The sequence below is a fragment of the Nostoc sp. genome (assembly GCF_036917975.1).
Lineage (GTDB): Bacteria > Cyanobacteriota > Cyanobacteriia > Cyanobacteriales > Nostocaceae > Nostoc.
Map to the genome: position 1 here is coordinate 15,095 of NZ_JBALEJ010000077.1, position 22,510 is coordinate 37,604.

General features: G+C 44.8%; 20 protein-coding genes. 9 read left to right on the plus strand and 11 right to left on the minus strand.

All coding sequences use genetic code 11. The features are described from left to right. Nucleotides 1-3: 3 nt before the first annotated feature. Nucleotides 4-351 (minus strand): hypothetical protein, encoded by a 348-nt coding sequence (locus V7K76_RS27220; protein ID WP_334778007.1) that lies wholly within the window; start codon nt 349-351, stop codon nt 4-6. 115 nt (nt 352-466) lie between these two features. Here V7K76_RS27220 and metX point away from each other — a divergent pair, with 115 nt between their 5' ends. From metX to V7K76_RS27235, 3 genes are read left to right on the plus strand one after another with little or no spacing between them, the layout of a single operon-like run. Then, nucleotides 467-1,546: a homoserine O-acetyltransferase MetX gene (gene metX / locus V7K76_RS27225; protein WP_334952400.1), complete on the plus strand. Its 1,080-nt coding sequence runs from the start codon at nt 467-469 to the stop codon at nt 1,544-1,546. 28 nt (nt 1,547-1,574) lie between these two features. Continuing rightward, nucleotides 1,575-1,781, plus strand: a complete 207-nt coding sequence (locus V7K76_RS27230) for a hypothetical protein (protein WP_334778005.1) — start codon at nt 1,575-1,577, stop codon at nt 1,779-1,781. A gap of 52 nt (nt 1,782-1,833) precedes the next feature. Beyond that, nucleotides 1,834-1,974, plus strand: coding sequence for a hypothetical protein (locus V7K76_RS27235; protein ID WP_334778004.1), 141 nt, complete (start codon nt 1,834-1,836; stop codon nt 1,972-1,974). Here V7K76_RS27235 and V7K76_RS27240 read toward each other — a convergent pair whose 3' ends face one another. Continuing rightward, nucleotides 1,975-2,946, minus strand: coding sequence for an RsmB/NOP family class I SAM-dependent RNA methyltransferase (locus tag V7K76_RS27240; RefSeq protein ID WP_334778003.1), 972 nt, complete (start codon nt 2,944-2,946; stop codon nt 1,975-1,977). Nucleotides 2,947-3,109: 163 nt separating this feature from the next. Here V7K76_RS27240 and V7K76_RS27245 point away from each other — a divergent pair, with 163 nt between their 5' ends. The 3 genes from V7K76_RS27245 (at nt 3,110) to V7K76_RS27255 (ending at nt 8,417) form a co-directional block, all read left to right on the plus strand. Beyond that, entirely contained in the window at nt 3,110-4,531 is a 1,422-nt protein-coding gene (locus V7K76_RS27245) for a DUF2157 domain-containing protein (RefSeq protein ID WP_334778002.1), read from the plus strand. Between the two features lie 177 nt (nt 4,532-4,708). Next, complete coding sequence (locus V7K76_RS27250; RefSeq protein WP_334778001.1) at nt 4,709-5,419, plus strand: GDYXXLXY domain-containing protein; 711 nt, start codon at nt 4,709-4,711, stop codon at nt 5,417-5,419. Nucleotides 5,420-5,900: 481 nt separating this feature from the next. Next, nucleotides 5,901-8,417 carry a CPBP family glutamic-type intramembrane protease gene (locus V7K76_RS27255; RefSeq protein ID WP_334778000.1) on the plus strand — a complete coding sequence of 839 codons (2,517 nt, stop codon included), beginning with the start codon at nt 5,901-5,903 and terminating at the stop codon, nt 8,415-8,417. Between the two features lie 131 nt (nt 8,418-8,548). Here V7K76_RS27255 and V7K76_RS27260 read toward each other — a convergent pair whose 3' ends face one another. The 8 genes from V7K76_RS27260 to V7K76_RS27295 form a co-directional block, all read right to left on the minus strand. Further along, entirely contained in the window at nt 8,549-10,396 is a 1,848-nt protein-coding gene (locus V7K76_RS27260) for an ABC transporter ATP-binding protein (RefSeq protein WP_334777999.1), read from the minus strand. A 100-nt stretch (nt 10,397-10,496) separates the two neighbouring features. Then, entirely contained in the window at nt 10,497-11,603 is a 1,107-nt protein-coding gene (locus tag V7K76_RS27265; protein ID WP_334777998.1) for an aliphatic sulfonate ABC transporter substrate-binding protein, read from the minus strand. A 46-nt stretch (nt 11,604-11,649) separates the two neighbouring features. After that, complete coding sequence (locus tag V7K76_RS27270) at nt 11,650-12,648, minus strand: aldo/keto reductase (RefSeq protein WP_334777997.1); 999 nt, start codon at nt 12,646-12,648, stop codon at nt 11,650-11,652. Nucleotides 12,649-12,767: 119 nt separating this feature from the next. Then, on the minus strand, nt 12,768-13,388 hold the full coding sequence (locus V7K76_RS27275) for a GDSL-type esterase/lipase family protein (protein ID WP_334777996.1): 621 nt from the start codon (nt 13,386-13,388) through the stop codon (nt 12,768-12,770). A 364-nt stretch (nt 13,389-13,752) separates the two neighbouring features. After that, complete coding sequence (locus tag V7K76_RS27280) at nt 13,753-14,478, minus strand: dienelactone hydrolase family protein (RefSeq protein WP_334777994.1); 726 nt, start codon at nt 14,476-14,478, stop codon at nt 13,753-13,755. A 162-nt stretch (nt 14,479-14,640) separates the two neighbouring features. Beyond that, the gene (locus V7K76_RS27285; protein WP_334777993.1) at nt 14,641-16,074 is read right to left on the minus strand and encodes an FAD-dependent oxidoreductase; all 1,434 of its coding nucleotides are present in this window, start codon (nt 16,072-16,074) and stop codon (nt 14,641-14,643) included. Between the two features lie 228 nt (nt 16,075-16,302). After that, the gene (locus tag V7K76_RS27290; protein ID WP_334777992.1) at nt 16,303-17,841 is read right to left on the minus strand and encodes an amidohydrolase family protein; all 1,539 of its coding nucleotides are present in this window, start codon (nt 17,839-17,841) and stop codon (nt 16,303-16,305) included. A gap of 170 nt (nt 17,842-18,011) precedes the next feature. Beyond that, a complete protein-coding gene (locus tag V7K76_RS27295) occupies nt 18,012-19,379 on the minus strand; it encodes an LLM class flavin-dependent oxidoreductase (RefSeq protein WP_334777991.1) in 1,368 nt (455 codons plus the stop codon). Nucleotides 19,380-19,446: 67 nt separating this feature from the next. Between V7K76_RS27295 and V7K76_RS27300 the strand changes: the two genes are divergently transcribed. Then, nucleotides 19,447-19,578, plus strand: coding sequence for a hypothetical protein (locus V7K76_RS27300; protein WP_334777990.1), 132 nt, complete (start codon nt 19,447-19,449; stop codon nt 19,576-19,578). Nucleotides 19,579-19,752: 174 nt separating this feature from the next. On the opposite strand, the gene V7K76_RS27305 is transcribed toward V7K76_RS27300, so the two are convergent. Next, nucleotides 19,753-21,117 carry an LLM class flavin-dependent oxidoreductase gene (locus V7K76_RS27305; protein WP_334777989.1) on the minus strand — a complete coding sequence of 455 codons (1,365 nt, stop codon included), beginning with the start codon at nt 21,115-21,117 and terminating at the stop codon, nt 19,753-19,755. Between the two features lie 370 nt (nt 21,118-21,487). On the opposite strand from V7K76_RS27305, the gene V7K76_RS27310 reads away from it, so the two are divergent. Beyond that, nucleotides 21,488-21,727 carry a hypothetical protein gene (locus tag V7K76_RS27310; protein WP_334777988.1) on the plus strand — a complete coding sequence of 80 codons (240 nt, stop codon included), beginning with the start codon at nt 21,488-21,490 and terminating at the stop codon, nt 21,725-21,727. A 99-nt stretch (nt 21,728-21,826) separates the two neighbouring features. Next, on the plus strand, nt 21,827-21,994 hold the full coding sequence (locus V7K76_RS27315) for a hypothetical protein (protein WP_334777987.1): 168 nt from the start codon (nt 21,827-21,829) through the stop codon (nt 21,992-21,994). The last annotated feature ends 516 nt before the right edge of the window (nt 21,995-22,510 follow it).

The following is a 22,510-nucleotide window of genomic DNA, read 5'->3' on the forward strand; positions in this document are numbered from 1 at the left end:
TTTTCAATTGGGAATGGGGCATTGGGCGAATGGCACTAAGAAAAGCCCAAAAGCTTGTGTAGCCTCGTTCCCAGCCTCCAGGCTGGGAACGTATTCCGAGAGGCTCCGCCTCTGGTCAAGAAAGAGGAGGCAGAGCCTCCCAGAATGGGTTCCTAGCCTGGAGGCTAGGAACCAGTCATGGTAAGGGCTGTATCTTAACTTAGTGCCATTCGGGCATTGGGCATTGGGCATGGGGCGAATGGCACTAAGAAAAGCCCAAAGGCTTGTGTCACCTCGTTCCCAGCCTAGAGGCTGGGAACCAGTCAGGGCAAGGGCTATATCTTTTCTTAGTGCCATTCGGACATGGGGCATTGGTTATTTCCCCCTTGTCTCCCTTGTCTCCCTTGTCTCCCCCATCTCCCCCAGTCTTTTTATTCAATTTTGAATTTTGAATTTTGAATTTTGAATTGATTTCTCACCGATAGATATGATCTACTCAGACTTCATCTCACCGCAAACCCAGTTTTACCAGTTGACGGTGCCATTTCAACTAGAAGGGGGTGAAACATTAACTGGGGTTCAGGTTGCTTATCGCACCTGGGGACAGTTAAATGCTCAAAGCGATAATGGGGTACTGATTTGTCATGCTTTAACTGGTTCGGCTGACGCTGATGATTGGTGGGGATCTTTGTTTGGTTCAGGAAAAGCTTTTAATCCAGAACGCGATTTTATTGTGTGCAGCAATATCTTGGGAAGCTGTTACGGTACAACTGGGCCAACTACTATCAACCCCATAACCGGAAACCCTTATGGTGTATCCTTCCCTGAGATTACAATCCGAGATATAGTTCACCTGCAAGCTGTACTACTAGAATACTTGGGTGTTCAATCTCTGCGGTTTGTAATTGGCGGTTCGCTCGGTGGAATGCAAGCATTAGAGTGGGCATTATTATATCCCCAAAAAGTGAAAGCGATCGCACCTATTGCTGTTTCTGGCAGGCATTCAGCTTGGTGTATTGGATTAAGTGAAGCCCAAAGACAGGCAATTTATGCTGATCCGAACTGGAAAGGAGGCAACTATACCCTGGATGCGCCCCCAAATCAGGGATTAGCAGTGGCGCGGATGATGGCGATGTCTACTTACCGTTCTTGGGATAGTTTTACAAGCCGCTTTGGACGGGAGTATGATGCATCTGAGCAGTTTGCTATAGCCAGTTATTTACAGCATCAAGGTCAAAAGTTCACAGAACGATTTGATGCCAATACTTACATTACCCTCACCAACGTAATGGATCGCCATGATATTGCACGCGATCGCACAGTTGCTAATTTATCAAATTATGAATCTGTCCTGCAAAGCATCCAGCAACCGACTTTAGTTGTCGCCATTGATTCTGACATCCTCTATCCTCCAGTGGAACAACAAGAATTGGCAAATTTAATCCCTAATGCTCAACTGGCGTGGCTGAAGTCAACCCACGGGCATGATGCATTTTTAATTGATATGCCTGCATTGAATGAAGCGATCGTCTCTTTTCGACAAAGTTTAGATATATCAGCCTCTTAACTCAATACCGTTCGGTTAAGGTTTTTTGATGAAAATTATAAATCTCAAAGACGCGATAAATCGGCGTCTCTACAAAAGACTGATTATTGTAGAGACGCCGATTCATCGCGTCTCTTGCCTTAACCGAACAGTATTATTGCCTCTTAACTCGATTCTGAGGTGGAATGATGAAGTTGAAAAGGCGATCGCAACTTTAGGTATTAGACATCTGGTGAAAAAGAATGTAGAGACGTAGCAGTGCTACGTCTCTACAAGGGTTATGGGTAACACATATTTAATTTATGGAGATGTCTATTGGGTTTCTCAAGAGAATTTTTGGAGTGGCGACAGTCGCGGGAGTTGAGATTTTGCGACAGCGCCAACTGAAAGATAGTGTAGCAGATTTTGAGGGGCTATCTGAGCGCGTTAAGGGACACGTATTTTTGTAGCTAACTTGATTTCTTACTATTTTGGTAAATATACAGCGAAGATATTGTATTTAAATCTGCTTTTTTCGGCTCCTCCTCATCCTCATTAGTATTTTTAAACAAGACTGTAAATGCACCAGCACCTAACCTATCTTGAGGAAACATCCGATAACAAGGCATCGTAGTTAAATGCGATTGATATTGAGCTAAAATACTAATTTCTATCGCTTCAAAATGGGGGAAGCGTTCTAAAAACCATTCACAAACTTGCTCATTTTCTTCGGGAGAATATGTACAAGTCATATACGCAAGATAGCCTTGGGGTGAAACCAGTTTAGCAGAGTTAGCTATAATCCGCTTTTGTCGATTTGCACTCTTGTTAATAGCAGTTGGGTGAAAACATCCAGGTGCTTTTTCGCCTTTAGCAAGTAAAGATTGTCCGGTACAAGGGGCATCTACTATGACTAAATTGCTAGAGCCAGGAAACATTTGGGCAAATATACTCGAATCTCTATTAACCACTGCACTAGGATTAATTTGGCAACGCTTCAAATTAGAAATTAGCATTCCCAGACGTTTGCCAATAACTTCATTACTGATGAGTAATTCAGGTTGTAAAGCTCTCCAAGCAAAGATACTTTTACCTCCTGGTGCGGCACACATATCAAAAACTACATACACTGACTGGGAAATAGCTAACAAAGTAGTAGCTGCAAACACCGAAGAAAAATCTAAACAATAGAAATATCCTTTTTCATGGAGGGGATGCTGACCAGGTTTTTCTCCCAGAGATAAGCGGTCTATAAATTGTGGTTGCCAAGAGGTTGGTGTTTCTACTGCCAAAGGCGAAATATCTGGCTTTTCTTGACACCAAAGAATACTAGGTGAAAAAGGCTGAGGATTCATTAAAGCCTCAATAAATTTTTCTTGCTCATCGACATTAGCGAACAAACGCCGCGAGACTTTAAGTAATAAATTAGAAGGTTTTTCCATGTAGATTATGAATTATGAATTAATAGAAGTACGTTGTATCTGAATCAAAATCAAACTGTTACACAAGAACAATGTAATTAAGGCTTTTGGCTTCATACTCAAAATATAATGACCGCCATTGGGATCGCAATGGCCAAGCTACCCCACTGCACCGGAGAAGGTCATGTTCTTAGATAGTTTTCAGGAAAAATTACGCAAACAAGCACAACTATGGAGGGATGAAGGATTAATTAGTTCTTCGCAGTATGAACAGATAGCAGAACGTTATCAATTTAAAAACCTGGAAGCTGCTGCACGCGATCGCAATAAAGCGATCGCCATTGCTATCGGCAGCATACTATTATGCTTAGGCATAATTACCTTTGTATCAGGAAACTGGCAGGGAGGATCGCGAGAAGTCAAATTTATTTTGATGATGAGTTTGTTTTTTGCGATCGCCATCACTGGATTTTACACTTGGAGACCACCTGAAGGAAAGAAACCAGAGCGAAGCAAACGCCTACTGGGAGAGGGGTTACTAATTTTAAGCGCCTTCATCTTCGGTGCAAATTTACTCCTGATGGCCCAGATGTTCAATATCATCGGTTCAGCTTCCCAACTGTTTCTCGCTTGGGGGTTGGGTGTTGTGGTCATGGCCTTCGGTTTGTCCTTAAATTCTTTAGGAATTCTATCAATTGTCCTTGTGGAAATCGGCTACTGGACGGGGCTAGAAGACTTATGGTATTCTTCAGGTGAGTTAACTTGGTCGCGGCTAGTAGTACAGCATCTACCTTTGTTGGCATGGCTAGTATTTGTACCCTTAGCCTACTTCTGTCGATCGCGTTGGATTTTTGGTCTAGCAGCCTTTGTTTTTGCTAGTTCCTTACAAGCTAACCTTAATCCTCTGCCACTGCTAAATTATGCTGATATAGCCCCTTGGGTGGCATCTTTTGCTTTTGCACTGCCATCTGCATTATTCTGGAGTTATGATGATTTACTGTTTCCAACCATAAATTACAGATTGTTTCAATCTCTAGCCCGTAATTTAGCGTTGGTCAGCTTCGGCATCGTCTTTTACGTTCTGTCTTTTCGTTGGGTCTGGGAATCTCCAGATTATAGTTATAATCAGCCAACGAATTTGACAAACTTATTCGAGTCTCTGCCGATTATCGATTTGGGGATTCTCAGCGGCTTGGCGGTATTGCAATGGTTATTTTTACTGCGCCAAAGAAATAACCCTCCGCGCCGCGAAGTGATTTTCACAACTGCTGTCATTAGTACATTTCTTGTCTTTATTGCAATCGTACCTTTTTGGCATCAAACTATCAGCCGGGTTGATGAGCTTGGCATTTTTATTTTCAATGTACTTCTTGCAACATTAGCCTGGGGACTAATTCAAGAAGGATTGAAATTAAGCAACAGAAGTTCCTTTTGGGGCGGTATGCTGTTAGTAACACTGCAAATTATCAGTCGCGTGCAAGAGTACGACACCGACTTACTTTTTAAGTCGCTAGTCTATATCCTGTGCGGTTCTGCTTTAATTAGCGCTGGACTCTGGTTTGAACGCCGCTTACCTGGTGGCTCTAGCTCTACAAGTAAAAAGTAGGGCAAATTTTAGATTTTGAATTTTAAATTTTGGATTGAATAAAAAATCTAAAATCTAAAATCTAAAATCCAAAATTCTGAAATCTCTGTGCGTCAAAATTTTTAAAGTTTCTCTGCGTCAGTCCTAATCTCGTTACTTTTGAACTCCTCAAGACCTCTGCTTTTTAGGACTACGCTCATGACTAATACCTCTTCTGAATCTAAGAATAAACCCTTGTCTCCTGAAGCCGAATTTTCTAGTAAGGTGACTTTTCGGGATTACTTGATTGCAACTGAACAAAAATCGAATAAGCCCTTACCTTTTTGGCGGTTACTAGCTCCCCTGGCACTGCAAACAGGGCTAATTATGGCAGTACCAGCCCAAGCGGTTTATACAGATGTGACAGGTAAAACGGTGATTTTGCAAACCGTACCTGTAGACCCTAACAATGTGCTAGAAGGTAACACCTTAGACTTAGATTACAACATATCCCGGACATCAACTTTAAGTAGACTACCTGGTTGGCAAACACTAGTCAGCAAAGGTCGTGGAAGTGGCAGAAGATTGCCTGAAGGAACCAACATCTACGTGACTTTGCAAGAGCAACTATCCACTGGTAGTGGTGTTCCGAGAGCTTGGAGACCGTTACGAGTAAGTAGCGATCGCCCCACAACTCTTAGAGCCAATCAGGCAGCCTTAAAAGGTGTTTATCAGGATGGCTCTGTTAACTACGGCTTGGAAACATATTACATCCCAGAAAACCAACGGCAGCAGATTCGGAACGACTTGCAAGCCCAACGCGCCCGCAGAGGACAAGTACCGCCCATTGTGGTCAAGGCGAAAGTCGATCCACAAGGTAAAGCAGTACCAGTTAGTATGTGGGTGCGCGATCGCAACTATCGCTTTTAAGCTGTTAGGCAAATAAACACTGCATGTTCACACGCCAAGTTTGTCTCCAAAGTTCTGAGCGCCGATTTCCGACGCTCAGAACTTTCTGTTTGTCATTCATTTGGTGAAAAAGAATGTAGAGACGCGATAAATCGCGTCTTCAAAGACCAATTCTCTACACCAATAACCCTTAACCCAAGCGTATTGTCATATATCGCCCAATACACTTGTAGAGACGGCGATTTATCGCGTCTCGAAAACCCAAGTATATTGATATATCGCCTACATTTAGGATGAAATAGTCCTGGATTAGAGACTTCCAAGAAATAAATTATCCAATATCGTGGGGTGGGCATCTTGCCCGCCCAGTCCATAGGGCGGGCAAGATGCCCACCCCACAAGAATTAATTGAGTCTTTTTTATTTGTCAGTTCTTTACAGCAGAGACTCAAAACAATATATTTGGAGTAAGATTATCAGCAACTAAAACTTGTTGATAATATATGATTTTTCGTGGATTGAGTCGAAAAGCAAAGCTACTATTTACGAAATTCTTACCGCTAGCGTTCATCGCAGTAATTGTGATATGGCAACTTTCCTCAAGACAACCCCAGTTAGTACAGCAAGAAAGCAATTACGCGATTCATATTCGACAAAATTTTAATCAATCTGGTTTTTATCCCATTACCAAAACTCCATCTAGAAACCTTTATAAACCTATTGGCGACTGGGTAGGAAGGTTAATTTTACCAACCAAACAGCAATTACAAGATGCTTTAGATTGGGTATGGATGGAAGTGCAATATGCACCACCTACAGCCCAAAATTTGGTAGGTAAAATTGTACGTTTGGAGTGGAAAAAGAATAAAGATTTACTTGCTTTGGATCGAGCGGTAACGCGAGACATAAATTTCACTTCAGAAGTCATTAAAAGTCAAAAGCAAGGAAACATTCATCCTTTTCGACTAAATGGAGTCCGTAAAGTAGGAATTTTACGCTCTTTGGCTGGTGCAAATCCTGTTGATGAAACAATTGTTACTTTAGATGCCAGTACAATCATTGATGCAAGTCAAGAAAAATCTATTTTGCAAATTGAACGCGAACCTATTTTAGCAACTGGTAGATTTTATGGACTTGTAAAAATAATTAAACCGATACAATCTAGCTCCAAAACTATTTTATTTCCCAAAGAAAATCAGGATAGTGATTATTTTTTGGTAAAGCATTATAACCTGAATTCAAATAACTTTTATGGTCTTGAAGAAACTATTCGTATTCCCCAACAAGTAATAGATACACGAAATTTTGCTCCTTCAAGTTCGCAGCAAATCGAACAATCACCTGCGGGTGAAGATGGGTGGTATATTTATGGCGCTGCCGATGCAAAGGGAGTATTTACAGTAAGCGCCCTTGCACCTCGTTCTCTATTTCAAATTCAACCCCGTCAAATTATTACTGGTGAGGAATTAGGACTAAATTACATCCAAGAAGTAAATTGGCGAAATACCGAGAAAAATAAAGGTAAATTCAATACTGTATTATTAAAATCTGTAGAAACACAAAATTCACATAATCAATCTATATCAAAATGGCAAGAAGGCAATAAAGCTATTGTCTTACACCTATTTGGTGGAATTGGCGGACGTAAAGCTGAACCAGTCGGAGTACCTTATACTATCACCGGACATTTTGCTTTTGGAATTGCAGAAGTTGTCCGTGACGAGTTTACTAACGAATTACGCTTCGAGACTAAATACCACCAAATTTATGCCCATAACCCTGATGGAATTATTGCCGGAACGCATACATGGGCTGATTATATGGGTAATTTACAACGTGGTTGGCTGGCAACACGTCCAGTATCGGATATTCTGATCAAATTCGACCCAGTAACGCAAGATTATGATTTTGATGGTGTCAAACTTTCGCCTTTAGAAGAATTCCAGCAACAATTACAGGTAACAATGGCACGTTATCGGGTTGGTGATGGAACTGGTGGCGCAATAGTATCACCTGCTACCTCATGTGTCCAAGACGCAAGCCAAGCACTTTATGCGGCGATACTGGCAATTAAAAACCAAGTTGCTACAACTCCTCAAATTCAAACTTGGGTACGCGCTAACCCCAATCACCCACAAACATTACGCTTTCAGCAGCTAGTTGAATTAGGTCAATCTTTAGAACAAGAATTAGCACCCTTGGGTATAGTTCGCGCTGATTGGCAAAGTCAAGCAAGTATACTCGCAGGTACGGGCATAGGAAAAACGACGCAACCATTTGAAGATCGGAGCATTTGGGCTGGTTTGACAACATGGCGAACAATAATGCCAAAACAAGCACACGACGATCTCGCCACAATATTTTTAAAACATGGTGCGATTATGCAAGTACTGCGAACCAATCAAGTAGGTGGTTGGCAACCTAATATTACACCCATTGCACCAACAATACTTTTGGGACAAATTAAGATTCCTTTTACCGATATTTCACCACTTTCAATTATTTTAAATCGCGTTTTAGCATCCTTGGCAGTTCCGACACTACAAGATTGGTTAGTTATAGTTGTGATGCTGATAATTTATAGTATTATTGCCCTACCCTATGGTTGGAAATTTGGATTTTTACATATACAAATTTGGTCTGCAAGTTGGATTGATAAATGCTTGTTAATATTGCGTTGTTTATTTTTACCTGCGATTGTTGAAGAACTCTTTTTTCGCGTTTTTTTGCTTCCTCATCCTAGCGAAATCACTAATTGGTTCCGATGGGGTTTTTGGGCAATAGTGAGTTTATTATTATTTGTTTTGTATCATCCATTGAATGCTAAAACGTTTTTCAAGGCTGGAATTTCCACATTTTATGATCCTATTTTTCTGGTTTTAGCTGCATTTTTGGGAATTATATGTACTGCTGCATATAACCTGACAGGATCTTTGTTTGTAATAGTTTTAATTCACTGGGTTGTAGTAGTAGTTTGGTTAATTGTTTTTGGAGGAATCAGAAAATTAGATAATAATTAAAACAAGTCGCAAGTCGCAAGTCGTAAGTCGCAAGTAAGTTTTGTGACGGGGATTTAGATCCCGACCCAAAACTTACCGGTTATTGAACCGGGGGACTTAAACCCACGGTACTCGGTTCAAAGTTATTTATGTCAGTGCGAGCCTACACGTATGTTTTCTTCGTCGAGATTTTCTGGTAGAAATCCACCTGCCTGCATTTTCCATAATCTGTAGTAAGCGCCGCCGAGTGCCAGCAGTTTAGCATGGGAACCATCCTCGATAATCCGACCTTTGTCAAACACCAAAATCCGGTCTAGATGGACGATAGTAGATAATCGATGAGCTACCACAATGACCGTTTTCCCATTCATTGCTAAGTCGAGGGTATCTTGGATCGCTTTTTCGGTGATTGAATCGAGGCTAGAGGTGGCTTCATCTAAAATCAGGATCGGCGCATCTTTGAGAATTACCCGCGCAATCACAATGCGCTGTCTTTGCCCTCCAGAAAGCTTGACACCACGTTCGCCCACCAAAGAATTGTAACCATCTTTACTTTGGGCGATGAAATCGTGAGCATGAGCCTTGCGCGAAGCCTCGATCACTTCCTCATCGGTTGCATCCAAGCGTCCGTAACGAATATTTTCTAGCAAAGTGCGATGGAACAGAGACGGATCTTGGGGAATTAAGCTGATCTGAGCGTGTAGCGCATCCTGAGTCATATCTCGAATATCGACCCCATCAATAATAATCTGTCCAGATTGTGGGTCGAATAAACGCAGAATCAGATTGACAAAAGTGGATTTTCCAGAGCCAGACAAGCCTACCAGTCCAATCCGTTCTCCCGGTTGGATGGTGACAGAAAGATTGTGGAAAACTTTCTTTTCATCTGTGTAGTTGAAATTCACCCGTCGAAACTCAATTTTACCTTGGGTGATTGAGTGGGCGATCGCCTTCTCGCGATCGATCAACTCGTGGGGTTGAATGATCGTGAAAACACCATTGGCGACATTACCAACATGTTCAAAAAATTCCAGAAAGCGGCGGCTCAAATTACGCGCTTCACTGATAATCAACAGCGACAGGCTAGTGGCTACAACAAAGTCAGCAGTAGTGATCTTTCCTTGACTCCACAGGGAGAGCGAGTAATATAGGGTGCTGATTTTTAGAATGGCTGCTGAGATGAATTGAAACCAGCGAATGCGCTCCGAGTACCAGTTGGATTCTCTCACCTCTTTGATTTCGCGCTTTAATTGGTCATTCAAATAGCGTCGTTCAAAACCAAAGCGAGCAAATAGTCGGCTACTAGTGAGATTTGTTACCGCATCTACGATCATGCCAGTTGTCTCACTTCTGGCGGCTGCGGCTTTCCGGGAGTAAAATCGGCAGCGAGTTGCCAGCCAGAACGAAATACTAATAAAGAGAACTGCCCAGATTCCCACGAGTGCAGCCAGGGGAGGGTAGGCGTGATACAGTATCGACGTAGCGACGCTATACACAACGATTACTGGCATAAATTCAGTAATCATCATTTGCATCGTCTGGGTAACACCCAGAGAAGTTTCGCTAATCCGATGTGCCAATGCTCCAGAAAAACTGCTACTCAAGTAGCGATGCGAATGGTGTTGCAAGTAGGCATATAGCGATCGCACAATATGCTGTCGATGGATTGGATGGAGAATCGTCTGCAAGAGTCCAGCCGATCGCCCGAAAACCACTTCACCCACACTCAAGCCGATGAAGAGCATCAGAGGTTGCTTCATGGCATCAAAAATGGGCTGGCTGTGTCCCGCCGATCCCGTTACGCCCCGGATGATCTGGCCAATAGCATAGGGCAACATAATACCACAGGTTGCGTGTATAATCTCTAGGATCACCGCTAACACATACCACCAGCGAAACTGGTTAACGAAATACAAAATGAACCTGAAGGGAGTTGATGGCAAATCTGGTGCATCAGGAGCGCGTTGAAAGGATTTGGATTGTCTAGCTTTTTTCGTCATGAAAGTCGATCTCTTAGCATCATTTTAGCTTTTCTACAAGATAAAAATGGACGACTGGATAAGCCGTCCGATGGCATTAGAGACTTCTAGAAGTACTCCACTAGACCATAATTTCTGGTGGTGTGATGGCAGCATAAACATCAGGCGGTAATAAAGCTTCCTGAATGTTGATTTTCTTTGGTATTACACCCTCTTGAAAAAACAAATCTGCCACACGCTGTTGTTCTTTAATTAATGCAGGGCTAAGTCCTCTGCGCCCTACAAAAGTGCGACGAGACATCACCCTTTCTACCACATCCGCATCAAGCTTTTGTTGAGTTATCATCAATTTGGCAACTTCACCTCGATGTGCCTCTGCCCATTTGTCAAGGTTATTAAGCTCCTCAATGATAATTTTTAACAGGCCAAGATTTTCTTGGGCAAACTTTCTGTCAGCAATATAGTAGCCACCAGGAGAATCTAGCCCAACAGAATCTTTAAGAACTCGAATTCTACCTAGCTTTTGAGCGATCGCATAGTATGGATCTCCTGTCATCCAAACGGGAATTTTACCTTCAATAAAAGCAGCCGATGCCTCGACAGTCGGCAGACTTTTAATTTTAATATCTTTGAGGGTCAAGCCGATTGACTGCAAGGCTCTGATAATAAAGTAGTGCGATGCCGAGCCTTTTTGAAAGTAAACTTCTTGCCCCTTGATATCCTCAAATTTCTGAAGGGGAGACTCCGGCGGAACAGCAATCACACTACTTGTCCCTGTCTTTTTATTTCTTTGTGTACCGACTACATAAACAAGGTCTGATCCAGCCACTTGTGCAAAAATTGGTGGTGTTTCTCCCACTGATCCCACGTGAACTTTTCCCGCACGCATCCCTTCCATAAGTTGGGGACCTTGGACAAATTGCGCCCATTCTACCTTAATTCCCAACGGCTCCAAACGTTTCTCTAAAACTTTTCGATTTCGGAAGAGATCCCCCGCACTCTGATATCCCATGCGTAGAACTTTAGTTTTTATCCCAAGGGAACCTTCATTGGCATTAGTACTGTTTATCAAAGAAGATTGTTGGCTTTGTTCGCTACAACTTCCTAACAGATATGCCATAGAAAAGCCACATAGTCCGGAAGTAGCAACATGGAGAAAACGACGGCGTTTAATCCCAGCTATTTTATCTATGAGATATTTCTGATTTGAAGGAATTCTGGTAGTCATTGGTCATTGGTCATTTGTCATTTGTTATTCGCTGCATCCCTAGTTTCTAACGAAGAGAATCTCCTCTTCGGTATTCGGCGGTTAGATCGTCTAATTTTTGTTTCAAACTGTCGTCAAGTTTTAGTTCTGCCGCCTTGAGGTTGTCAGTAAGTTGTTCTGGGCGGCTAGCGCCAATGATGGGGGCAGTAATGATGGGATTAGATAAAACCCAAGCTACAGCTAGGGTGGTGAGGGAAAATCCGGCGAGATCCGCGACTGTGCGTAAATCTTCGACAGTATTGAACTCGCGATCGTGCCAGTAACGATCTTGATAACGTTCTGCGGCAGCACCTAGCGTAAAACGAGTGCCTGATGTGGGGCCTTGAGCAAGAGTGTGTTTGCCAGTCAGCAGACCACCCGCCAAAGGATTGTAGGAAATTACACCCAGTCCTTCTTCTTTGGCCAAGGGCAATAGTTCTCGCTCAATTTCGCGGAATAACAGGTTATACCGGGGCTGAATTGAGATGAACTTAGTTAAATTACGTGTCTCGGCGCGACCCAAGGCACGGGCGAGTCGGTAGGCTAAGAAGTTGGAAACCCCTATATAGCGCACCTTGCCAGCACGAACTACTGCATCCAGCGCTTCCAGAGTCTCATCAAGAGGGGTTGACGCATCGTCGGAGTGCAACTGGTACAAATCGATATAATCGGTTCCTAGCCGCCGTAGAGAAGCATCGATCGCATCCAAAATATGTTTCCGCGAAGCCCCCTGATCCCAAGGTGCAGGGCCAACCCGGCCGACGCATTTAGTCGCCAAGATAAAATGTTCGCGTTTGCCTTTCAGCCAGCGTCCAACGATTTCTTCAGTACGTCCAGCAGTAGCTAGCCCCCCACCGAGGGGATAAACGTCGGCTGTATCTAAAAAGTTGATTCCGCCATCGGCTGCGGTGTCAAGGATCTGCCTGGAAGTTTCTTCGTCGGTCTGTAAACCAAAGGTCATAGTGCCGAGACAAAGACGCGAAACAGTCAATCCAGTTTTACCGAGGTTGGTAGTTGGTAAGGTCATAGATATGTTGTTGATTGAGGTTGATTGAGAAAGTTTTAAAATTTTTAAATAGAATGCGACGTGCGTTTCGCCCCGCTTTGCTAACGCAGGACTAAAATGCTATGCAATAAATGCATTTTTTAAGGCGTGAACCAATTTAACCAACCTTCCCAGCTTTGGACGATCGCGGCAAATTCTGCATAACCATTAGCTTTTGGGTGAGCGCCATCATTAGCTTTTGCTTCTGCTAGCCAGATTGGTGACTTTACCAAACTGGAAAACACATCGAGATATGGAACATCTAGTTCATTACAAACCAATGCGAATTCTTGTGACAGATTTGCAAGAATTTGATTTCTTTTTTCTTGAGCGATATCACCACAAGGCGGCGGACTAACCATCAAAATCGGATAGAGTTGCTTTGCTTGGCTTAAGATATTGCCAGCATTAGCGATCGACTCTGAAAGTTCGATTCCTTGCTGTTTACCCGCCCATCCTGAATCGTTTGCCCCAAAGGAAAACACTACTCGACCATCGGATTCTTTTGGAAGACGATAGGAGACTTCTGAGTACCAACGTTGTTTGAGATACCGACTTGTCTCTGCCCGCACCCCCAAGTTGTAATGGGTGATAGCGTATCCTCTTGATTCAGCATTGCGGCACACTCTACCTGTCCAACCCAGAAACTCTGGATCGCCTGTGCCATTGACAAAGGATTCACCAATAAAGCAAATTCTGATTTCTTTGCGAGAGTCTGACATAAGTCACGTTGCTTCTTTACGAGACGCTGCGCGTAGTTTGCTTTCCCGCAGGGGTACACAGACTCGCTAACGATATAGCGGTTCTTAATTGCATAGAATACAAACCATTTGTAGGGGCACAGCATTGCTCATTGGTGTCAACTTCAGCTGGAAATAGCTTAATTGTTGGCTTCCATGCCCGCCCAGAAATAAATTTCTTTGGCTTTTAGGCTTAAGTCTACTGAAGTAGACTGGAAATTTTTGGCGATATTTAGTCATCTTCAGATGACTTTAGCTATGAGACGGGAATTTCAATTCCCGGCGGACAAGCGGTTTCGCATTAAGTTGACACGTATGAGCATTTCTGTGCCCTATTGTGTGCATCTCAAGCAACTACAGAAATTTCACGACGGCTCTGGGAAATTAGCCACTGTTGCAACTTGGGATCGCCGTATACCTCATCTGCAATAAAATGATCGCCATCGGGCAGTATTGTCAAATCAACTTTCCCTCCTACTTTGCGTAAGCGCTCAACAAAATTCTCTGTATCCTCAATCGGCAGATTTTTGTCCTGTCCACCTTGGAATATTTGAACGGGAATATCTTTGAGTGCAGCTAGTTCGCTTTCTTCTAATGTTTTGGGTACTCGTCCAGATACAGGTACTAAACCTGCGAAGCGATCGCTCTGCAAAGCCGCAATATGCCAGATACCCGCCGAACCTAAGCTGAACCCAGCTAATATCACCCGCGCTGGATCGACAGGTTGGGAAGCGATCAGTTCATCAAGTAAAGCAAGCACATCATCGGCTCGATCTGCCCAAGTTTGTTCAGCCGGAATCTGGGGTGCGGCAAATACATAAGGTAAGGAGTTGGATGAATCCACGAAACGAGGTAGTCCCCATTTCAATAGCACATTCAAATCTGTGCCGCGATCGCGTCCTCCATGCAAAAACAATACCAGGGTTGCGGGTTTGTTGGCATTGTCAGAAACAGGCGAAAAAAGATAAGGCAATGAACCATTGTTGGTGTCGTAAGAGCGTTGTTCAACAGGCATACTTTTGACTCCTAATTTGATTTGGGCATTGGGCATTGGGCATTGGGCATTGGGCATTGGGAATTGGGCATTGGGGATTGGGGATTAGGGATTGGGGATTGGGAAGAGACAAGAAAGAAAATTGTTCAATAATTCTCCCTTGGTGCTTCCCTTATCCCTTGCTTCCTCATACTCCAGTTTCTAGTCCCTAGTCCCTAGTCCCCAGTCCCTAGTCCCCAGTTAAGCCTTAACAGGCTGTTTCCACACTGCGGCGGCGTACAGTGAGGCATCGAAGTCTGGCGCGATGTTGTCGCCTGTGATGCGTGTCTCGTGCAGTGCCCAGTCAGTGAAGAACAAGTCATGGGTGATGCGCGACACTATTGCCGGGACATCACGCCGGATGCTGGGAACATCGCCGATGGGCAGACCGAAGCTCACAAAACCGGCTGGGTTGAAGACGTGGATATCCTTGAGGTAAGGTGCGCTACCGGGTACTTTCTCTTGGTATTCGTGGGCAATACCGAGATAGGGGTGTGTGCCCAAGTCGTCGGCACGTTGGTCGGCTGGTGGTTGATAGCGATCGCGCCAAAGTGCAATATGCTGTGCAAAATCAGCCAGTTCTGGCCGCTTTGTCGGGTCAACAAAGTAGCCCGTGCCTGCGATCGCAAAATCGAACTCAAAAACATCGTCGTTCACCTGGGCGACAATGCGCCCGCCTTCCTCGTGCGCTGATCTCCAGTTTGCAGACAGGTGTAGGTGGAAGTTGGGGAATGCGATCGCCCGTTCAATTGCGTCGGTTGGTGGTGTAGAACCAACTTCACGAAAGCGCCAAGCTTGGAACCAGCGAGCTGCATCGGGTAGTTCTGGATAGTTGTAGTAAGCGCCAGGATAGCCGCGCACGCGATTTATCGGCAGCGATGCGATCGCTGGTCGCCGCGCGAACAAATGCACCGCCTTTGCACCCGATTCCAGCGCCACCCCTGCGGCATCGAAAGCTGAGGCCGCAGCACCCAGCACTGCTACAGTTTTGCCGCGCAATGCGGCGAAGTCGATGGTATCGACGGTGTGGGCATACAGCCTGCGTGGTAGACTATCTAACACTGGTGGCACGTATGGGCCGCCGGTACCAGCTACGCCGTTAGCAAAGATAATCTTGCGCGTCGTCTCCACCTGTGGGATACCGTTCACCTCAAGGTGCAGGCGAAAAAAATCTCCGGCCGGCTCAATCCGCACTAGCCGCGTCTGATACCGAACTGTGATACCCAAGAATTGCCGATACCAGCTAAGGTACTCAGCCCATAGCAATCTGGGGATACGGTCGATTGCTGCGTAGGCATCAGCACCGTGTCGCGCCTCATACCATGCCTGGAACGATAGCGCCGGAATACCAAGTTCAGGGCCGGGCAAGTTCTTTGGTGTACGTAGTTTATTCATCCGCGCTCGGTTGAGCCACACGCCAGCATGGGCTTCGTCGTCCGCCGCGTCGATCACCGTCACGCGACCGATGCCGGCGCGCCGCAGTGCAAATGCAAAGACGCTGCCGCTACCGCTACCACCCACAACCGTGACGTTGTGATCGATACCTTGGCGATCGGGTATCCAGTTATCGGGATCGGGGCCAATTAGGCGTAGCGCCTCGCGGGCCCCAATATCAGGATCAGTCGTTATTGTCATGTCGATCTCCCAAGGTGAAACACTATGAGGATGAGGGGATGAGGCAATACGGTTCAGTTAAGCAAATTTATCTGTTAAGGCAGGTAGGGGGAGCAGGGGAGGCAGGGGAAGCAGGGGGAGAGAAAAAAGCTTAACTGAACTGTATTGGGGGATGAGGGGGATGAGGGGGATGAGGAAGAATAATTTTTATGTTTCTCCTCATCTCCCCCCACTCCCTCATCTCGCCTTTTACGCCACTACTAGGCTCTTATCTACTTGTTGAAATTCGGTGTTACCTACCTTAGATTCGATCGCTGTACCCTTGAAGAATTCGGGGTTAGCTTGGGTGTAAAACTTGTAGGGATTAGCGAATACATAGGATTTGAAGTCGGCTTCGGAAATAACGCCTTCTTGCACGAGATCCCAGCTTTCAGCCAAGGGAGAGGTGAGGTCTGTTACATCCCAGTGACCAACATCGGTGGAATAGATGGCGTTGATCTTGACTCCCAAGGGATTGGCTTTGTCATTGAATGCCGTAGCGATGGTGCGATCGTCGGACTCGGAACCAAAGAAGAAACTGTTCACCCAGCGATCGCGGATGTCTTCAATTGTTTCAATGCCAGCTGCGGCAAAATCGTTCAATTCGCTACCGATGGGCGCGCGGCTATGACGGCTGAATGATGCTCCCAGTACAGTTTTGGTCAATTCATCCTTATCGAGGGAATGCCCTTGAGTAACTTCTGCACCGTAGCGTTCAAATATTTCAAATAGCTCATCGGCATTGGTCAAGGCTGGATTGTAGTTTTCCAGTGCCTTGATGTTGCGCTTCAAGAACCGATCTACCAAATGGATGTAGACACGCGCACCCCAATCTGCTCCACCTTCTAGCATTGCTACGCGTAACTGTGGAAAACGCTTGGTAACACCACCAAAGAACAACGCCTTGGCAAATGCTTCCGAACCATCGGCAAAGTGACCGATATGGTTGTTCATGTAGTTACTGATCGAAGAGCGGCCAGTCCAGCCTTGACTACCGTAATGGGTGGTGACGGGTACACCCAGTTCCACAACTTTCGCCCAGAAAGGATCGTAGTCGTATTCACTATCTAGTCCGTAGAAGTCGATATAAGAAGCATACTTGGCGATTTCGGGAAATTTATCGGCTGGATATTTATCAGCGATCGCTTTAATTGGCCGCTTTACACCTCCAGTGATATTAATCACTTTCAACCCAAGTGTTTTCACGGCAAATTCTAACTCCTCAATGCCTTCTTCGGGAGTAGTTAAGGGGATACCAGCTACCGGCGTTAGGCGATCGCTATATTTCCGGTAGATATCAGCATGATAGTGATTGACCGCGCGTTGTAGTGCCTGACGATTCTCTGCACTGGCTCCAGCCGGTGCCAAAACATTGTTGGGAAACAGCACCGAATAGTCTGATCCTTGCTCCGCTTGACGCTCATAGAGCAATCCGGGGAGGGTGTAAGTAGCGAGATCCAGTGTATTTTTAGTAACTCTAGCCCACCAAGGCGATCGGATTGTCCGGTTGTATTGACGTTCTTCAGGGGTTTGTTGATACCAGTCTTTACCGTTGCTCTTAGAGTTGAGACGGGAAGCTTCAGTCTTGCGTAACTCATCTACGAGTTTTGCACCGCCGTACTTAGCAATGTAATCTTCAAAAGCTGGCGTGAAATCATTGGTATGAACATCAGTATCAATTACTGGATAATCAAGGGTGGCTCTGATTGCAGCAGAGCGTGAGGTCTTCAATCGGCTATATTCAGTCATGTTTTTTCCTTGCCTACGGCACAAACAATTACAGGTTTTTTCAGCATCCAATGCTGCTATTGACAAATACATTTTTTGTAGAGACGGCGATTTATCGCGTCTCTCTACAATTTTCTGTAGGGCGGCGATCTACAGAAGGTGCAATTTAAAAGGTTCTGTGAAAAATTCATTTACGCCACCACCAGATTCTTGTCCAATTGTTGAGCGGCAAGACCATTACCCGGCCGACGCAATCCCAGGTTTTCCCGCAAGGTAGTGCCCTCGTATTCGGTACGGAACAACCCGCGTTTCTGCAAGATGGGGACAACTAAATTAACAAAGTCATCTAATCCTGTGGGCAGAATTGGCGGCATGATATTAAAGCCGTCTGCTGCACCATTGCTGAACCATTCTTGAAGCTGATCAGCAATACTTTCGGGACTACCGATAATCGTGCGATGACCCCGCGCCGTCGCAACAGAGAGATACAACTGGCGCAGCGTTAGATTGCCGCGATTTACGAGATCAGTCAGCAACTTCAGGCGACTTTTACCACCGTTAGTATCATTGGGCAATGGTGGTGCGAGATCGTCGAGTGAATAGCCAGATAAATCGATGCCCTTATAACGCGTTTTCAGTAAGCCCCATGCCACCGATGGGTGAATTAGCGATTGCAGGAACTCGTATTTTTCTTGAGCTTCTTCTTCAGTACGACCAATCACCGGAAATACACCCGGCATGATTTTTAGATCGTCCAGTTGGCGGCCATATTTAGCCAACCGACCTTTCACATCAGCATAAAATTCCTGCCCGTCTTCTAGTGTTTGGTTGGCAGTAAAAATAACTTCAGCAGTCTGTGCCGCAAGTTCACGCCCAACTTCCGAAGCACCAGCCTGCACAATCACCGGATAACCTTGAGGCGGACGACCGACGTTTAAAGGGCCTTTTACAGAAAAATGTTTGCCTTTGTAGTTGAGTGTATGCAGTTTATTTGGGTCGAAATAGACACCAGATTCTTTATCTCGGATGAAGGCATCATCTTCCCAGCTATCCCAAAGACCTTTCACCACTTCCACAAACTCTTCGGCGCGTTCATAGCGCTGGCTATGCTCTAGGTGTTCGTCATGGCCGAAATTACCTGCGGCATTCTCATTACCTGTGGTGACTACATTCCAAGCTGCTCGACCGTTACTCAGATAGTCTAGTGAAGCAAACTTACGGGCAAGGGTGTAGGGTTCTTCATAAGTGGTCGAAGCGGTAGCAACAAAGCCAATGTGTTTAGTTAGTGGGGCCAGTGCGGAAAATAGTGTCACTGGCTCGAACTTAGCTAATTTGCCGTTGCGCTTCAGCACCTCTGGTTCACCACTATCTTGTAGGCTGGGGCTATCGGCCAGGAAAACTGCATCGAATAAGCCGCGTTCGGCGGTTTGGGTAATTTCCTTGTAATGCTCGAAATTTAGCCCAGCATCAGCTTGTGAATCGGGGTGTCGCCAAGCGGCAATGTGGTGGCCAGTGGCTTGAATAAATGCACCTAAACGAAGCTTGCGTATTGTACTCATCTGCTTTTTTCTACAATGTCTGAGCGATCGCGGAGTGTATCGTAGAGAAGATTACAGTCGGTATCGAATGGCACTAAGAAAAACTCTAAACCTTGTGTATCCTCGTTCCCAGCCTCCAGGCTGGGAATGTATTCCCAGAGGCTCTGCCTCTGCTCAAGAAACAGGAGGCGGAGCCTCTCAGAATGGGTTCCCAGCCTAGAGGCTGGGAACCAGTTAACCAGTTAGGGCAAGGGCTGTGTTTTAACTTAGTGCCATTCCGGTCGGTATCACTGATTTGTATATAGCTAATCGCTTTTCATGTCTTGAGACAGGGAGTAGTGTAGTTGAATTACTTGAAAAGCCTTATCAGCACAGTGCAGAGATGAAAAGTTATTTATGCTAACACCAATCTCTCATCTACTTGTTTGACGGCAAAACGATTGCCAGGACGACGCAATCCCAGGTTTTCTCGCAAGGTACTTCCTTCGTATTCGGTACGGAACAGTCCCCGTTTCTGAAGGACAGGAACGACTAGATTAACGAAGTCATCTAATCCAGTGGGTAGAATTGGCGGCATGATATTAAAGCCATCTGCTGCACCGTTGTTGAACCATTCTTCTAGCTGGTCGGCAATGGTTTCGGGAGTACCAAGTATGGTGCGATGACCTCGTGCGGTAGCAAGAGAGAGATACAACTGGCGCAGTGTGAGAGTGCCACGAGTAGCCAAATCTTTGACTAGTTTGAGACGACTTTTGTTAGCGTTGGTGTCGCTGGGTAATTCGGGAGCCACATTATCTAAAGAATATTGCGACAAATCCACACCTTTGTAATAGTTCTTTAAAATGCCCCAGGCGACATCGGGATGGATTAACGATTGCAGAAATTCATACTTCTCTTGAGCTTCTGCTTCAGTACGGCCAATGATTGGGAAAGCTCCAGGCATAATTTTGAGATCGTCTGGCGATCGCCCATATTGTGCTAGCCTACCTTTGATATCAGCATAAAATTCTTGGGCATCAGCTAGGGTTTGATTGGCGGTGAAAATCGCCTCGGCAGTACGTGCAGCTAAATCTCGTCCCGATTCAGAGGCTCCAGCCTGAACAATCACCGGGTAGCCTTGGGGCGGACGACCGACGTTTAGCGGCCCTTTGACAGAAAAATATTTGCCCTTGTGGTTCAATGTATGCAGTTTGTCTGGGTCAAAATAGATTCCAGATTCTTTGTCACGGATAAAAGCATCGTCTTCCCAACTATCCCATAGACCTTTCACCACTTCCACGAACTCTTCAGCACGTTCATAACGCTCGCTGTGTTCCGGGTGATGCTCAAGTCCGAAATTAAGTGCAGCATTCTCATTGCCTGTAGTAACTACATTCCACCCCGCCCGGCCTTTGCTCAAGTGGTCTAGGGAAGCAAACTTACGTGCCAGGGTGTAGGGTTCTTCATAAGTGGTTGAGGCGGTGGAAATGAAGCCGATGTTTTGGGTTACAGAGGACAAGGCCGAGAACAGGGTGACTGGCTCGAAATGGGCGATTTTACCGTTACGATGCTGAGTTTCTGGAGCGCCACCCCAAACTCCTGGACTATCTGCCAAGAAAACTGCATCAAATAAGCCGCGTTCAGCAGTTTGGGTAATTTCCTTGTAATGCTCGAAATTTAGCCCTGCATCTGCTTGTGAATCGGGATGCCGCCAAGCAGAGACATGGTGTCCGGTGGCTTGAATGAATGCACCTAAACGAAATTTGCGTGTTGTACTCATATACTTGTTTCTTTTCTTAATATTGCGTTAAGGGACTTTCAAATCAAAAAACATCCCGAATTTTTCTTGTGGGGTGGGTGTTTTCACCCATCCCATATTCAGCAGACTTAGGCATGAGCTATCAGTAGAACGCTGCTCGCTCCACAAGATGGATAATTTATTTCTTGTTAGGGACTTCCAAATAAAAAAAATACTCAAAAAACTGGCGAAAAAACTCTCTCCTCCTTATTCCTCTGTGTTCTCTGTGTCTCTGTGGTTCGTTTATTTGGATAATTTATTTCTTGGAAGTCCCTTAGTGCCTAAGTCCGAAAAATGCTCGAATAGCATATCGATAAAATCTTTTCCCCCCCCATAAAACTTTGAGGTATTTGTGTCAAGCACTCAGGTATTCACATCTTGCTACACGCTGAATACAATCATGGAATGCTCTCTAGCAACCAAACTTGCCGAAAAATTAAATAACCGAACTGTAAGTAAAGTTAATACCACAGCAGAATTAGGGATGCTGCTGTTTGGCGATCGAATTACCATAAATTTATCTAGTAATTTTACCCAGCAGATAGAGCCTACACGATCAATCCAAAAAAAGATGTACTGGAAATCACAATAACATGAAAAACTAATTATTAGTTTATCGAACATTAAGTATTGCAAACCATTTAATGTAGTATATGTAGGAATGCTAATACGGTTCGGTTCAGGTTTTTTGATGAAAACTATAGATCGCAAAGACGCAATAAATCGCCGTCAAGACGAAAGACTGATTCTTGTAAAGACGGCGATTCATCGCGTCTCCTGTCTTAACCGAGTTTTTTCACGCCATCAAATACAATTCCCATACAAGAGTTCTCCTACCCTGCGGGAAGTATATATTTAAAACAAATTCCCAGGGACAATCCTGTAGTAAGTAATACACTAAATTAAGTAGAATAAAATATATCTCTAGACTGAAAAGTATTCCAGAAGCCTTAGCAAATTTTCATTTGCAGGAGTCTAAGTAAGTCGGTGTTAATATTTCCAGCTACGCCAAGCGCCGCACCGTCAACAATCTCAGGTGCGTTAGCCTACGGCATAACACACCCTACTGACGTGACAAGGCTAAAATGTTGCAAAAAAATTGTAGGTTGGGTGGAGGCTTTGCCAAAGCCAACATCCTGATATATGTTGGGTTGCGCTCCGCTCCACCCAACCTACGTTTACGTTTAATGCACTATTTTTTTGCTTGCCACGCCACTACAGCTACAGCTAATTTATATTTTTTCATATACATTGAATTTTTCTCACCGACTTACTTACACCCCACATTCCGCACTTCATGATGTAGTATATAAAGTTACGTAATTCCGTTCTGATACGAGTAGATAAAAATACTCATAAGCTTTAAGTAAGTCGG

What these genes read in the sequence shown, in the direction of transcription:
- V7K76_RS27285 (WP_334777993.1), bottom strand. Translation starts at nt 16,074, where the DNA reads ATGACAATAACGACTGATCCTGATATTGGGGCCCGCGAGGCGCTACGC.
- V7K76_RS27270 (WP_334777997.1), bottom strand. Translation starts at nt 12,648, where the DNA reads ATGACCTTACCAACTACCAACCTCGGTAAAACTGGATTGACTGTTTCG.
- V7K76_RS27230 (WP_334778005.1), top strand. Translation starts at nt 1,575, where the DNA reads ATGAAAATTATAAATCTCAAAGACGCGATAAATCGGCGTCTCTACAAA.
- V7K76_RS27300 (WP_334777990.1), top strand. Translation starts at nt 19,447, where the DNA reads ATGGCACTAAGAAAAACTCTAAACCTTGTGTATCCTCGTTCCCAGCCT.
- V7K76_RS27290 (WP_334777992.1), bottom strand. Translation starts at nt 17,841, where the DNA reads ATGACTGAATATAGCCGATTGAAGACCTCACGCTCTGCTGCAATCAGA.
- V7K76_RS27245 (WP_334778002.1), top strand. Translation starts at nt 3,110, where the DNA reads ATGTTCTTAGATAGTTTTCAGGAAAAATTACGCAAACAAGCACAACTA.
- V7K76_RS27280 (WP_334777994.1), bottom strand. Translation starts at nt 14,478, where the DNA reads ATGCCCAATGCCCAATGCCCAATGCCCAATGCCCAAATCAAATTAGGA.
- metX (WP_334952400.1), top strand. Translation starts at nt 467, where the DNA reads ATGATCTACTCAGACTTCATCTCACCGCAAACCCAGTTTTACCAGTTG.
- V7K76_RS27315 (WP_334777987.1), top strand. Translation starts at nt 21,827, where the DNA reads ATGAAAACTATAGATCGCAAAGACGCAATAAATCGCCGTCAAGACGAA.
- V7K76_RS27295 (WP_334777991.1), bottom strand. Translation starts at nt 19,379, where the DNA reads ATGAGTACAATACGCAAGCTTCGTTTAGGTGCATTTATTCAAGCCACT.
- V7K76_RS27250 (WP_334778001.1), top strand. Translation starts at nt 4,709, where the DNA reads ATGACTAATACCTCTTCTGAATCTAAGAATAAACCCTTGTCTCCTGAA.
- V7K76_RS27235 (WP_334778004.1), top strand. Translation starts at nt 1,834, where the DNA reads ATGTCTATTGGGTTTCTCAAGAGAATTTTTGGAGTGGCGACAGTCGCG.
- V7K76_RS27220 (WP_334778007.1), bottom strand. Translation starts at nt 351, where the DNA reads ATGCCCCATGTCCGAATGGCACTAAGAAAAGATATAGCCCTTGCCCTG.
- V7K76_RS27260 (WP_334777999.1), bottom strand. Translation starts at nt 10,396, where the DNA reads ATGACGAAAAAAGCTAGACAATCCAAATCCTTTCAACGCGCTCCTGAT.
- V7K76_RS27255 (WP_334778000.1), top strand. Translation starts at nt 5,901, where the DNA reads ATGATTTTTCGTGGATTGAGTCGAAAAGCAAAGCTACTATTTACGAAA.
- V7K76_RS27275 (WP_334777996.1), bottom strand. Translation starts at nt 13,388, where the DNA reads ATGTCAGACTCTCGCAAAGAAATCAGAATTTGCTTTATTGGTGAATCC.
- V7K76_RS27265 (WP_334777998.1), bottom strand. Translation starts at nt 11,603, where the DNA reads ATGACTACCAGAATTCCTTCAAATCAGAAATATCTCATAGATAAAATA.
- V7K76_RS27240 (WP_334778003.1), bottom strand. Translation starts at nt 2,946, where the DNA reads ATGGAAAAACCTTCTAATTTATTACTTAAAGTCTCGCGGCGTTTGTTC.
- V7K76_RS27305 (WP_334777989.1), bottom strand. Translation starts at nt 21,117, where the DNA reads ATGAGTACAACACGCAAATTTCGTTTAGGTGCATTCATTCAAGCCACC.